14 protein-coding genes are annotated in these 12,413 nt (G+C 64.6%); all 14 read right to left on the bottom strand.

Annotation, left to right across the window (positions count from 1 at the left end; all coding sequences use genetic code 11):
* Positions 1 to 2: 2 nt before the first annotated feature.
* Positions 3 to 1,676, bottom strand: coding sequence for a type II/IV secretion system ATPase subunit (locus tag P1K88_RS03910; protein ID WP_276412711.1), 1,674 nt, complete (start codon positions 1,674 to 1,676; stop codon positions 3 to 5).
* Between the two features lie 14 nt (positions 1,677 to 1,690).
* Positions 1,691 to 2,452 (bottom strand): archaellum protein ArlH, encoded by a 762-nt coding sequence (gene arlH / locus P1K88_RS03905; RefSeq protein ID WP_276412709.1) that lies wholly within the window; start codon positions 2,450 to 2,452, stop codon positions 1,691 to 1,693.
* Positions 2,449 to 2,904, bottom strand: coding sequence for an archaellum stator protein ArlG (gene arlG, locus P1K88_RS03900; protein ID WP_276412708.1), 456 nt, complete (start codon positions 2,902 to 2,904; stop codon positions 2,449 to 2,451). Before arlG ends, arlH begins: the two co-directional genes overlap by 4 nt.
* A gap of 1 nt (position 2,905) precedes the next feature.
* Positions 2,906 to 3,340 (bottom strand): archaellum stator protein ArlF, encoded by a 435-nt coding sequence (gene arlF, locus P1K88_RS03895; RefSeq protein WP_276412706.1) that lies wholly within the window; start codon positions 3,338 to 3,340, stop codon positions 2,906 to 2,908.
* Complete coding sequence (locus P1K88_RS03890; protein ID WP_276412705.1) at positions 3,324 to 5,018, bottom strand: FlaD/FlaE family flagellar protein; 1,695 nt, start codon at positions 5,016 to 5,018, stop codon at positions 3,324 to 3,326. The genes arlF and P1K88_RS03890 overlap by 17 nt, the downstream gene beginning before the upstream one ends.
* Positions 5,019 to 5,267: 249 nt before the next feature.
* Entirely contained in the window at positions 5,268 to 5,792 is a 525-nt protein-coding gene (locus tag P1K88_RS03885) for a chemotaxis protein CheD (RefSeq protein WP_276412704.1), read from the bottom strand.
* Positions 5,792 to 7,009: a chemotaxis protein CheC gene (locus P1K88_RS03880; protein WP_276412703.1), complete on the bottom strand. Its 1,218-nt coding sequence runs from the start codon at positions 7,007 to 7,009 to the stop codon at positions 5,792 to 5,794. Before P1K88_RS03880 ends, P1K88_RS03885 begins: the two co-directional genes overlap by 1 nt.
* On the bottom strand, positions 7,010 to 7,369 hold the full coding sequence (gene cheY / locus P1K88_RS03875; protein WP_276412702.1) for a chemotaxis protein CheY: 360 nt from the start codon (positions 7,367 to 7,369) through the stop codon (positions 7,010 to 7,012).
* 105 nt (positions 7,370 to 7,474) lie between these two features.
* On the bottom strand, positions 7,475 to 9,481 hold the full coding sequence (locus tag P1K88_RS03870) for a hypothetical protein (RefSeq protein WP_276412700.1): 2,007 nt from the start codon (positions 9,479 to 9,481) through the stop codon (positions 7,475 to 7,477).
* The gene (locus P1K88_RS03865) at positions 9,481 to 9,957 is read right to left on the bottom strand and encodes a hypothetical protein (protein ID WP_276412699.1); all 477 of its coding nucleotides are present in this window, start codon (positions 9,955 to 9,957) and stop codon (positions 9,481 to 9,483) included. Before P1K88_RS03865 ends, P1K88_RS03870 begins: the two co-directional genes overlap by 1 nt.
* Before the next feature lie 42 nt (positions 9,958 to 9,999).
* Positions 10,000 to 10,566, bottom strand: a complete 567-nt coding sequence (locus P1K88_RS03860; RefSeq protein ID WP_276412698.1) for a DUF7500 family protein — start codon at positions 10,564 to 10,566, stop codon at positions 10,000 to 10,002.
* Between the two features lie 78 nt (positions 10,567 to 10,644).
* A complete protein-coding gene (locus tag P1K88_RS03855) occupies positions 10,645 to 11,265 on the bottom strand; it encodes an archaellin/type IV pilin N-terminal domain-containing protein (protein ID WP_276412696.1) in 621 nt (206 codons plus the stop codon).
* A 264-nt stretch (positions 11,266 to 11,529) separates the two neighbouring features.
* Positions 11,530 to 11,811 carry a DUF7521 family protein gene (locus P1K88_RS03850; RefSeq protein WP_276412694.1) on the bottom strand — a complete coding sequence of 94 codons (282 nt, stop codon included), beginning with the start codon at positions 11,809 to 11,811 and terminating at the stop codon, positions 11,530 to 11,532.
* Between the two features lie 119 nt (positions 11,812 to 11,930).
* Positions 11,931 to 12,266, bottom strand: coding sequence for an ArsR/SmtB family transcription factor (locus P1K88_RS03845; RefSeq protein ID WP_276276050.1), 336 nt, complete (start codon positions 12,264 to 12,266; stop codon positions 11,931 to 11,933).
* Positions 12,267 to 12,413 lie beyond the last annotated feature (147 nt).

The following is a 12,413-nucleotide window of genomic DNA, read 5'->3' as shown; positions in this document are numbered from 1 at the left end:
CGTCACTCGGGCCGTGAGATGTTGAACGGGATACCCTCGATGCCGTCGCGCTGGAAGTCGGAGATGAAGTCGTTGACCTCGTGATAGCCCAGGATGCCCTCCTGGATGGCCCGTTCGATGAGGTTTGCGCGGAACTGAAGGTCGTCGTAGATGTCGCGGGTGTCCTCGTAGCCCAGCAGCGTCGCGATCTGCTCCTCGAGGACGTATGAGTTGTTCATCCCCTGGAAGACGATCTCGTCCTCGACGGGGTCCCAGTTGAACGCCTGGCGGGTGACGACCCCGTCCATCTCCTTGGAGTAGCCCTCGATCTCCTGGACGCTGGTGACCCGGCGAAGGACCTGGTCGCCCTGCTTGACCCGGTTCTGGAACAGCGCCACGTCGGCGACGTCCATGAACGTCTCGGGGACGTTGATGGGTTCGCCGGTAAAGCGCTGGATCATCGAGACGATGTCGCTGGCGTGGAAGGTCAGCATGACCGGGTGGCCGGTCTGGGCGGCCTGGAAGGCCATCCGCCCCTCCTCGCCACGGACCTCGCCCACGATGATGTAGTCGGGTCGGGAGCGCAGTGCCGCCGCGACCAGGTCGAACATGTCGATGCTGGTGCCCTCGTCCTCGCCCTCGCGGGTGAGCAGTTGCTGCCAGGTGTTGTGCGGGGGCAGCACCTCGGCGGTGTCCTCCGCGGTGTAGATCTTCGAGTCGTCGGGGATGAACGAGGTGATGGCGTTCAGCGTCGTCGTCTTCCCTGAGGCCGTCTCCCCGACGACGAAGACGGTCTGTTCGTTCTCCAGACAGAGCCACAGATAGGCAGCCAGTTCCGGCGAGAGCGTCGCCCACTTCGTGATCTGGAAGATCGAGAGGGGGATCTCGTCACCCTGCCGGATGGTCAGCGAGGGGCCCTTGACGCTCACGTCGTCGGAGTAGATGAGGTTCAGCCGCGACCCGTCGGGCAGCGTCGAGTCGACGATGGGATCGGAGTCCGAGACGGGGTCGCCGATGCGCTCGCCCATGTTTCGCAGCCACTGGTCGAAGGCCTCCTCGGACTCCCACTCGACGGTCGTCTCGAGCATCCCGTAGACGCCGTGGTCGACGTGGCACTCGCTGCGGCCGATGACGTGGATGTCCTCGTTGGCCGGGTCCCGCATCACCGGTTCCAGGGGGCCCAGGCCGACGATGTCCCGGTTGAGGCGGTAGAGGATGTTCTCGTAGGTCTCCTGGGTCACCTCGACGGCACTGACGTTGGTCAGATTCGACAGGCGGGTCAGCACCCCGCTGTCGGCGTCCTCGTCGCGGATCTTCGTGGTCTCCTGCAGGAGTTCCTCGATGCGGTCGTCGTACTCCGCTTCGCTCTCCGGGGCGGGCTTGTTGACGCTCTTCTGGAGGAGCCGATTGCGGACCTTGTCGAAGACGGCGCCCTCCTCCTCGTCGAGCTCCGGTTCGATGGCGTAATATTTCATGTCCTGGCCGACGTCGCCGTAGATGTGACAGAAGATTGGGCCGCCCACGGGGTAGAGGACGTTGGGCCGGTCGGACTCGTACTCGTCGTCGGCCTCGTCGATGAGCATGGGGAACTCCCCGGTGATCTGCTTGAACTTCTTGAGGTGGTCCCGCAGGTGCGGGCGCCGCGCGGCCATCTGTCGCAGTTCGTCCGAGGGTTTCGCACGTCCGTGGTCTGTCATATCTTAGGTCACCTCTAGGCAACGCTCCGCGATTCGATGACGATACCAGTCCCCGACCGCACCGAGAAGCCGATGGTGTCGCCGACCTGTTCGCCCATCCCGGCGAATCGCAGGACGTTGATCTGACGGCGGACGTCGTTGCCCACCTCGATCATCTCCAGTTCGATGAAGACGTCCGCGATGGCCCGGAACGGGCCGATGGCCTCCTCGTCCAGCGTCGAGGGGTCCACCGTCAGCATGATGCACTTGCCCTGGGAGATGACGTCCCTGAAAAAGGAGATGATCTCCAGGGCGGCCTGTCGCTCGTCGTTCTGACGGACCAGCGCCTCGAACTTGGGGTCGTTCCGGAGGATGGCGTCGAACGTGTCGATGACGACGACGTCGCTGTTCCACATCACCTCCGCCTCCATCAACCGGCGCAGCAACTCCTTGCGCTCTTCCTCCTGGTCGCCCCCCGAGAAGGTGTTGGAGTCGCCGATATCGGCGTGCAAGAAGAGGACCTGCTCGTCCAGGATGTGGTTGACCATGTCGTAGGACAGCGAGTGCATCTGGTCTAGGAAACTCCCGACGGTCAGCTCCGTCGAGAGGTAGGTCACCTCGTGGCCCTCCTCGCAGAGGCCGTAGGTGAACCGCTGGCTCAGCGCCGACTTCCCGGCCCCGTAGTCGCCCTCGACGAGGATGATGCTGCCCGGCGGGATGCCCCCGCCCAGTTCCTTGTTCAATCGGTCGTGGCCCTCCAGTCCGAGCGAGAAGAGGTCCGTGCTCGCGAGGCTCATCGGTTGAACTCGAACACCTCCTCGTCGCCGTTGACGATAATCTTGACGCGGTGGTCGCCGGTCGACAGCCCCGGGACGGATATCTCGACGCGGACCACGTCTCCGGGGTTCCAGGTCGCCCCACCGTCGGGTTCCAGCGTCACCGCGTAGGCGGTCATGAACGTCCCGTTGACGAAGAGATCCATCTGGTCGGGGACCGGCGCGAGCCGTTCCGTGCCGGTGTTCTTGACGTGGAGGGTGATATTCTCCGTGCCGGTGTCGTATATCGCGTCGCTCCCGGCGTCCGAGATGATCTCGACGTCGGTCCGGACGTCGCTGCTGACGTCTAACCCCTGTTCGGACAGCGCGTTGCTCAGCTGGCCGACGCTGTCGGTGAATACGCCGGCGACGCTGGCGGCGATCATCATCGACGCGATGAAGATGATGAGATGGGAGGCAGAGACGCTCGCCATCTCAGGGCACCTCCTCGGTCGCTTCGATGCCGGGCCCGGTGACGAGTTTCACGCGGTCGGGCTTCGGAGAGAGAGGGGTCACGGTGATTTCGAGGGTCTGCTGGGCGAGCCACAGGTCGGTCGTGGTATCGCCGTCGACGGCCGTCTGGTAGCCCGACTGGTACTCGTTGTCCACGAGGACGTCGACGTCGCTGACCGCGAGTTCGGTCGAGCCCGTGTTCTCGACAGTGATCGTCAGGGAGTCGCCCGTCGAATCGTAGGTCACGTCGATCACGGTTATCGCGGTGTTTTGCTGTTCCAAGAGCGTATCTCGCTGGTCGTCGCGGGCGTCCGAGATCTGTTCGAGGCTGTTTGCCGAGGCCGAGTAGAACATCCCGAACCCGATGAACGCGGCGACGAAGATGATGGCCGCCGAGCCGCTAACGCTGAAGCCCATCGGCACCACCTCCGCCCACCAGTTTCGAGAGCGCGACGGCCTCAGGGCCGCTGTCCTCGTCGAGTTGCGAGATGTAACGGAGGCTCTCGGTGTGGTGGTCGATGGTGAGTCCGCCGCCGGTGTCGTCGACGTCGTCGAACCCGCGGAGGTAGTCTCTGAGCTGGTCGGCGACGGACTCGTCGATCCATCCGATCGTCTCGTAGTACTCGAGCGCCCGGGCCGTCTCGCGGTAGCCCGTCTGCCCCACCAGGTACTCCAGCCACTCGACGATTATCAGGTCGGCGGCAAAGCCCTCCGGCATCGACGCCAGGTAGGGCTTGCCCTCGCCGTCGTTGGCCGACGCGTCGCTCGTGGTCTCCGTCTCGGTGGCCGCCGGCGTCGGGTCCGGTTCTGGCTCCGGTTCCGGCTCGGGTGTCGGGTCCTGGGCCGCAGTGGTCGACGTCGACTCGGAATCGGCCGACGCCGCCGGGTCGGGGTCGGAGTCAGTGGTCGACGCCGGGTCGGCCGCTGTGGCGGCCTCGTCGTCGGATTCGTCGTCCTCGATGACCTCGTCGAAGAGGTCGTCGTCCTCGAGACCGCCGGTGTCCTCCTCGAACGCCGCCTCGTCGCCCTCCTCGAGCAGGCCGTCGTCACCCTCCTCGAGCAGGCCGTCGTCGCCCGTCTGGTCGAGGTCGCCGTCATCGTCACCCTCCTCGAGCAGGTTGCCGTCGTCGGCCGTCTCGTCGAGGTCGCCGTCGTCGTCGGCCCAGTCGGCCTCGCCCGATTCGTATTCGTCTTTCAGTTCGGCGAAGGACTTGCCGCCGTCGCTGTCGCCGCTGTCGTCGTCCATGCTCATGCCATCGTCCATGCTCATGTCGTCGTCCTCCAGTCCGTCGTCGAAGTCGCCCTCGAAGTCCTCGTCGAACGAGCCGCCGTCATCCTCGAATCCGCCACCGCCGCCGCCGTCGCCGCCGTCATCGTCGTCCGGGAACATGTCGTCGACGCTCCCGTCGTCCATCGACATCGAGCCGCCGGCGTCCTCCGAGAGATCGTCGTCGAAAAAGCCCTCGGCGTCGGCGTTGGCCACGTCCTCGTCTAAGTCGTCGCCCCCGTCTTCGCCGTCATCCTCGAACAGGCCGAAGGAACCGCCATCACCGCCACCCATGCCGCCGCCCATGCCGGCGTCGACGTCGTCGGCGAAGGGGTTGACGCCACGGGTGACCATCTCGTAGATGTCGAGCAGTTTCCTGACGTTCTCTTCGACCTCCTCGACGGACTCGGAGATGCTCTCGTTTTCCGTCCGCACCGTGTTGACCGTCGAGGAGAGCGAGCCGACCTCGTTTTCCAGTTCGTCTAAGCGGTGTTCCAGTTCGTCGGTGTCCGGGCCGGTGGCGTCCTCCATGTCGCCGAACTCGTCGTCGCCGAACCCGCCCATACCGTCGTCGTCATCGAGGCCGCCGAGGCCGCCGAGGTCGTCCCCGCCGCCCTCTTCGGCCATCAGGCCGCCACCGTCTGCCATCCCACCGCTGTCGTCGTCCGCGTCCTCCTCGCTCTCGTCGCCGGACATGATCGAATCGAACATGTTCTTGATGCTCATCCCGACGAGCCCACCCGAGAGCAACACGAAGAGCGCGGGTGCGAGTGCAACCACCTCCGCGGGAAGGGTCGCGAGCGTCGACACGAGAGCGAGACTACTCATCGTCTGTAACCATGTCGGCAAACACCCTTGAATGTTCCCTCTAGCGTATCACAGTTGATAACAAACCGTAATTTTCGATGGGGATTTTCTTAATTTTATCGTCTTGGATAGGATCTCCCCGCCCAGAAATTATTCCAGAGAATTAGCGCAGTAATTTGCGTCTGACGCCCGCGTGGCCGGCAGACTTCCGACTGCCGTCTGTCTGACGCGCCGCCGGCACGGGGCCACTCGACGTGCGATGGCCTACCGTCACAGCGTGGTCGATTCGGTGTTGGCGCTTTTGACCACCAGGTCGCCGGTCCCCGCGTCGAGTTTGAGCGAGCGGCCGTGGTCGCCACCCACGTCCTCGCCCACGAGCGGGACGTCGAACTCCTCGAGGGTCGCCCTGACCTGTTTGGCGTTGCGAGAGCCGATAGAGGAGCCACTCTCCGAGAAGTCGAGCATGTCGCTCCCGCCCGCCATCTTCGCGCGCATCGACCCCCTGCTGGCGCCGGCGTCCTCGAGGGCCTCGACCAGCGCCTCGACACCGGTGTCGGCGAACTTCGCCCGGTTGCCGTCGTCGATGTCCTCCGCCGTCGGCAGCATGACGTGGACGAGTCCCGCGGCACCCGACACGTCGTCGTAGATGCCGACGCCGATACACGACCCCAGGCCGCTGGTCGTCAGGACGGCGTCGTCGATGGTCGTCTTGTACTCGGCGATGCCGACCTTGATGCGTTCGGGTTCGGTCCCCTGGTCGTCGTCGGTCGACTGTGTCCCGTCGTAGACCTTCATTATTCGAATATTTGCTCGACGTCCGCGTCAGTCTCGTCGGCCCGCTCGACGTCCAGGTCCTCCAGCGCCCGCCGCAGCTCCTGCTCGTTTGGCAGCGCGTGGATCTCGGCCTCGAACTCGATGTCGTCTGTCTTCATCTTCGAGTCGATGATGAAGGCGTGTTCCTGGTGCTGGCCGACCTGTGCCGCCAGCGGGTCCATGATGGCCCGGCCCATGTCGTGGACCAGGCGCGGCGGGGAGTGGTCGACCGAGGTCTGCAGGACGTTCGCCCACCCGTCGACGAAGCCGCTGGTCATGATGTTCCCGAGCTCCTCGATGGCCGACTCGTGCTGGGCGGTCAGTTCGTCGCCGTCCATCTCGATGGGCATCATCGCCTCGGCGACGTTGACGGCCGACACCTCGTCGAACAGCACCAGCAGGTAGCCACTGGGCACGCCGGTGAACTCGACGACGGTCCCCACGTAGGTGTCGGTGCCGATCTGCTTTGGCACGTCGGTGATGGGCACGAAGCTGATCTGGCTCACCTCGGCCTCGGTGGGGATGCCCGTCATCATCTCGACGTTGTCGGCGGCCTTCTTCGTGCCGCTCGTCGTCATCTCGTTGAACGTGTGCAGCTTGTCGATGGGGATGGCGTCGCCCTCGGTGTCGGCGTGTTCGGTCATCACCTCCGCGAAGGCCTCGTACTCCGGGAGCATGTAGATATAGAAGTTGACCGACTCGCCGACCCACTCGATCTCGGACTTGAACACGAACACCTGCTCGTGGTCGTCCGGGTGCCGGGTCTCGGGGAGCACGTCCCTGCCGCTTTTCTCGATGTAGGTCGGCGGCGAGTGTTCGATGGCGGCCTCCAGATAGTCGGCCCACCCGTCGATGAAGCCGCTCATCATGATGTTGCCGACCTCCTCGACCCCGCTGCGGGCCATCGCCTCGTCGTCGCTCCCGCCCGGAATCAGCGCCTCGACCATCGTGTCCGCGGAGTCGGTGTCGAAGACCAGCACCGTGTCGCCCTCGAGCACTCCCTCGAAGTCGAACTGGACACCGACGAAGTCCTGGCCGACCAGCGCCTCGCCGACGTCCTCGCGGTCGACGAGCGTTATCTTGGTCACGTCGACGGTGGCGTCGATACCCGTCATCTGGGCCATCGACTGCGTCGCCTGCTGTGCACCTTCGTGAGCCAGCTGGTTGAAGGTGCCCAGCGACTGGATGTCGACGTTCATCTATGAGGGGACGACGTCTTCGATAGCCTCGATGACACTCGGTTTCTGAAACGGTTTGGTGATGTAGCCGTCTGCCCCTGCCTTCACCGCCTCTTTCATCTTCTCCTCCTGGCCGACGCTGGTGCACATGATGACGTTGGCGTCGGGGTTCGTCGACTTGATCTCGTCGGTCGCCTCGATGCCGTCCCGGATGGGCATCACGATGTCCATCATCACCAGGTCCGGCGTCTCCTCTTTGTACACCTCGACGGCTTCCACGCCGTTTTCCACTTCCCCCACGATAGTGTGGTCCTCCTCGAGAATCTCTCGGAGCAGGTTACGCATAAACTCGGAGTCGTCGGCTATCAGTACGTCGGGCATGACCTATCGGTCCGAAGGTACCCGGATTAGATAGATAAAACTGACCCGTAAATTATCGTGCGTGATACCGCTGACGGCAGCGGGATCGCCGCGGTGAGCGACGCCTCAGAGCGACGGGAGCGAGCCAGCGAGCACCCGGACGAGGTCGAAGGCGTACGTCCCGTAGCGGAAGTACACGAGCGCCGCGAGCAGGACGTACGCGGTCGTGAATCCGGCGGGCAGTCCCAGGCCGACGGCCGTCACCCGGGCCGAGACGCGGTCCGGAACCACGGTCCGACCGACGACGGCGCCACCCCCGAGCGTTGCGGTCACGAGGTTGGCCAGCGCGTGGTACTGGACCGCCTCGCCGACCGCCAGGTCGAGCGTGAGAATCCCGCCGAGGACGACCAGCAGGCCGAGCGCGACACACCAGAGGTACGCCCCTGCCAGCCAACGCGGGGCACGGGTCGCCGCGTCTCGGACCGCCGGAACCCGGACGACGCCGTAGGCCGCCAGCGGCACGACCGGGTGGAGGTACCGCACGGTGAGCATGCTGTGGAGCGGGAGCCGGGAGAGGTAGATGACGGTCATGACGACGGCCAGCGCAGCGACCAGCAGGTCGGTCTGGCGAGTCGGCGAGAGCCGTCGCGGGGAGACGCTCCCGGGATGCAATTCCGTGGCCGCCCGCGTGTCGGTCACCAGCCGGCGTGCCCGACCGAAGAGGAGGACGGGGAGCGCGAGGAGTGCGCCGAGCAACGGCATCGCCTCGAGGAGCGCGAGCTCGATGGTCTCGAAGTCGTTGACCTGGTAGCCTACCCCCGGAATGTTCCCGCTCCGGACGAATATCGAGGTCAGCCGGTCGGGGTCGTCGAGGACGCGGGCACCCTCGACGACGGCACCCACCGTAAACTGCGATATCATATCGAACTTCGAGAGGGCCGCGGCTGTGGCACCGAGGACCGGCGCCAGCAAGGGTGGTCCTCCTTCCGTCTCACCGTCGCTCGCGGGCCCACCGCTGTCTTCACCGGCGGCATCGCTCCCGCCATCAGCAGCGGCGTCGGCCCCCGGGGAGTTTTCGGGGACGAACTCGACGTCCCCGCCGCCGACGTTGGGCAACAGCCGGGGCGGTTCGGCCGGGTTCCCCGAGATCGCGTAGTTCGTCGCCAGCATCGGCGTCGAGGCGGCGAGCAGCGCGAGTCCGATAACGAGCAACCGACGCGGACTGTTCGACCGCGCGGTCAGCACGTCGACGACGCCCAGCGTCGCCACGAGAAAGAATGCCTCGAACGCGTGGGTCCACGTCACGAAGCCGGCGAGCGCGTAGGCCCCGGCGCGTGCCCTGAGTGCCGCCCGTCCGTCGGTCCGGTGGCGGCTCACCGAGAACGCGTAGACTGTCGCGAGCGCCAGCATCGCGACGAACGTGTGCCGCTTCGGGAGCGTCGCCCAGAACCCGACGGGCGTCGCTAACCCGAGCGCCACGCCGCCCGCCAGACCGACTCGGCGTCCGTGCAACAGCGTGAAGAGTCGGTAGCAGACCAGTCCGGTCGTCGCCGCGGCGACGAGCGTCGAGAGCTGGTAGGCGGCGAGCACCAGTTGGTCCCGCGGCAGCTCGGTCGCCGTGAGGAGGCTCCCGACGAAGAGGACGGCGACGGCGAGGCTGCCGACGGGCAGGGTGCGGTCACGGTCGAACTGGGGCAATCGACTCACCTGGTCGACCAGCAGCAGGCCGAGCCCGGACCACAGTCCGACGAGGAGCAACCGGGCATCCACGAGCACCGAGGCTCCTTCGAGCAGCCAGACGAACGGGACTGCGACCGCCAGCTGACCGTAGTTCCGCCCGTAGAGCAACCCACCGACCCTGTGCAGGCCCGGCTGTGACCCGAGCGTCAGCGAGTAGCGGATCTCGGTCACGGCGAGACTCCCCTGCGAGAGGGCGACGAGCGTGTTCGCCGTCGCGTACGTGTCGGTGAGGAACACGCCGATGCGCCAGGTCGCACCGAGCGTAAGCAGGAGCGCCAGCCAGAGGACCAGTCCGTACCGGTCGCCGAACAGCCAGCGGCCGCCGGCACGCACCCGGGCACGGAGCGCCGTGGGGTCGAGCACGGCAGTGGAAAGCGACGGCGGCGCCGACATCAGGTCCGCACCTCGACGGTGACGTTCTCCCGGTAGACGGTGGTCGACGCGGTGAAACTCTGGACGCGGACGGTCAGCGTCGCGTCGTAGGATTCGTTGGCGAGACTACCACGCTCGAAGGCGCGGTCGTCCGGGTCCAGTCGAGTTGTCGCCGCCGACGTGAGCACCGCCTGCTCGGTGAGCGACAGGTCGAGTGCCGGAACCGAGACGACGTAGATGAGTCGGGGGCGGCCCGAGACCGAGTCGACGTCGACGGCGGCCGCGGGAACGCGGAGGTAGTCGACGCCGGTCCCGAACCGGCCGGGCGTGACGGCGAGGTCGCCGGTGTCGACGGTCACCTCGGCGACAGACGCCGTCCCGTCGCCGAACTCGGTTGCCGGCGGCCCCGTCGCGTCGACACCGACCAGCGGACCGGTGGCGACAAGTGACACCGCGATGACCACAGCGAGCAACAGATGCGGGTGCCCTCCGGCCATTACCCCAGCAACGACGACGGCGGGATTTAAATCTCCCGGCGCTCAGAGTTCGAGGCCGTCCTCGTCGTCGACGGCCGCCATGAGGTCCGCGATGGTGTCGTCCGGGCCGAGGTTCGTCGACTCGACGAGGTCCCGGATGGTCGAAGAGGGGTACCGGACCGGGACGTTCGACTGCGTGAGGAGGATCCCCAGCACCTCCTCGACGGGCGTCGACCCGTCGAGTTGCCGGGCGTACCAGAGCAGCAGGCTCTCGAAGACCGTGACGATGTCGTTCGAGACGAGCTTCTGCTGGTCGACGCCGCCGTCGAACTTCGCCGTCACGTCGAAGCCGTAGCGCGCGTTCGACTCGTCCATCTGTTCGGCGAGCCACTCGTGGACGTTCGCGTCAGTGAATTCCGGCGTGGGGTCTGGCTCCGGTTCCGGGTCGGGTTCGGGGTCCGGCGACGGCGTCGCTTGCGTGCCCGGCGAGTCCTCTGTCCGGACGTCGGAGGAGACGACGTACCGGCTCTCGTCCAGCTGGGTCACGTGCTCGTCGTCGGCGATGTCGAGCTCTTCAGGGGAGAGAATCTTGCCGTCCTCCGGGTTGCCCTCGTCTGACCCCTGTGCCATACGCTCTAGTGTGTGAAGGAGTGGTATAATTCCGTCGCTGGTCGCGGTTCGAGAGAAACCGAAAAAGAAAGCGCCGAGTTACAGCGTGACGGCGGAACTGCCAGACAGGGTCTCCGGGACGACCAGGCGGACCTCAGTCGTACCACCGGACTGGGTGTTGATCTGGACCGTCGCGGTTTCGCCTTCGCTGAGGCCGTTCCCGGCGTTGTTCGTGCTTTGGGATTTGATTTCGCCAAGGTCAAGAACGATTTTGACGCGGTCGGAAGCGTCGTTCAGCACAGGATTGCTCCCGTCTTCATCCTGAATACTCGTGACGGCGAATGCACTTTGGCTGGCATCGGACGTAGTGGTACCACCCTGGGTGAGATCGTAGGAGCCAGACGAGTCAACGTACTGAACGATAGTCGCCCCGAGGTCGATATTCCCCGCACCGGGTGCCTTCTTTACGGTAATCTCGGCGCGGTCGACCGTGTTCGCACCGTTGTCAATATTCGTACCAACCGCATTGACAACCTCGACGCGGTTCGTCACTTGGTCACTGCTCTGTTGCCCGGTCTCCTCGGCACTGCTCTGCAGGAAGCCGGCGGTGTTGATCAGGACGCCCGCGGCGATTGCGGCGACAAGCACCATCGCGATGAACACGATGAGCGTGCCGATCCCGACCTGCCCGCGGTCGTCGTCGTTGTGTTCCGTGAACATGGATATTCCGGGTCTGTCTGACCCTACCAGAAACGTTTGGGTCGTCGGTAATAAGACCTCCCCCCGAAATATCTGTACTGATAACGGAGTTTTCAGCGCTTGAAACAGTCAGAATTTCAGAGTAGAGGGCCGGAAACCAGGTTCGTTTCGAGTGGAGATGTACGCGCTCGATTCAGCGGTGAAATCGTCGCTTGACTCGAAATCACGCGTGAAAACGATTTGCAGAGCGCGGTAGCCGGCTGTCTCTCCACCCCGCACGCGCGTTCACTCGTACGTGATGAGGCTGTACATCACGAACAGGTAGCCGAAGGTCGTGAGTCCGCTGTTGACGAGGAGCAGCGACTTGACGCCCTCGAAGTCGTTGATGAACGCGCTGATCATGGTGGCCGCTGCGCCCGCGACGGCGAGCGAGAAGCCAAGCGAGAGGTGGAGCATCGCATCCCGTGATGTCTGGACGTACGCTCGCATCGCCATCCCGACCATGGTGAGGCCAGCGACGACGAACACCAGCGTCGTGATGGCGTAGAGAAGTTCGATTACCGGCATTACACTGCGATACAGGAAGACCGGTCTTAAATCCACGCACGAAAATATCTATCGTGATAACCGAATCGACAGCGATGATACCGGGGAATCGACGGACGAGAGCGGGTTCGAGAAGGACGTTAGCCGTCGGAGAGCGTTCGCCAGGCCTCGTCGAGCTTGTTCGTCACTTCCGAGCGTTCCTCGACGTTCACCGACAGTTCCTCCTCGAAGTCGACACAGACCTGGTCGACGTTCCGCCGGTAGACTTTGATCCGGCGGCGGTCGTCGGAGAGGATGTTGTCGTGGAGTTCGAGCAGGTCGTGCTCGGTCAGTTCGTCGATGCGACGGTAACAGGTCGCGATCGGGATACCGAGCTCGTCGCTCAGCTCCTGAGCCGACACCGGCTCGTCGGTCGCGTCGAGTATCTCGGCGCTGTATTTGTTCCCCAGAGTCTGGAGAATATCCGCTGAAGACATCGTTATCAAAACATGAATTTTTCCGATAATAAAACTATCGACGATGATAGCCGGCTGAAAACACCGTGATTCGTCGAAACGCCGATTCAGCGCAAATCACACTCTAGAGGCAACAAGACGGCCATTTCACTGGATAATAATCTGGAA

It is taken from the genome of Haloarcula halobia, from assembly GCF_029338255.1.
In the GTDB taxonomy this organism is placed as follows: Archaea; Halobacteriota; Halobacteria; order Halobacteriales; family Haloarculaceae; genus Haloarcula; species Haloarcula halobia.
The sequence above is the reverse complement of the archived record's forward strand: the minus strand, read 5'-3'. Positions and strand labels throughout refer to the sequence as shown.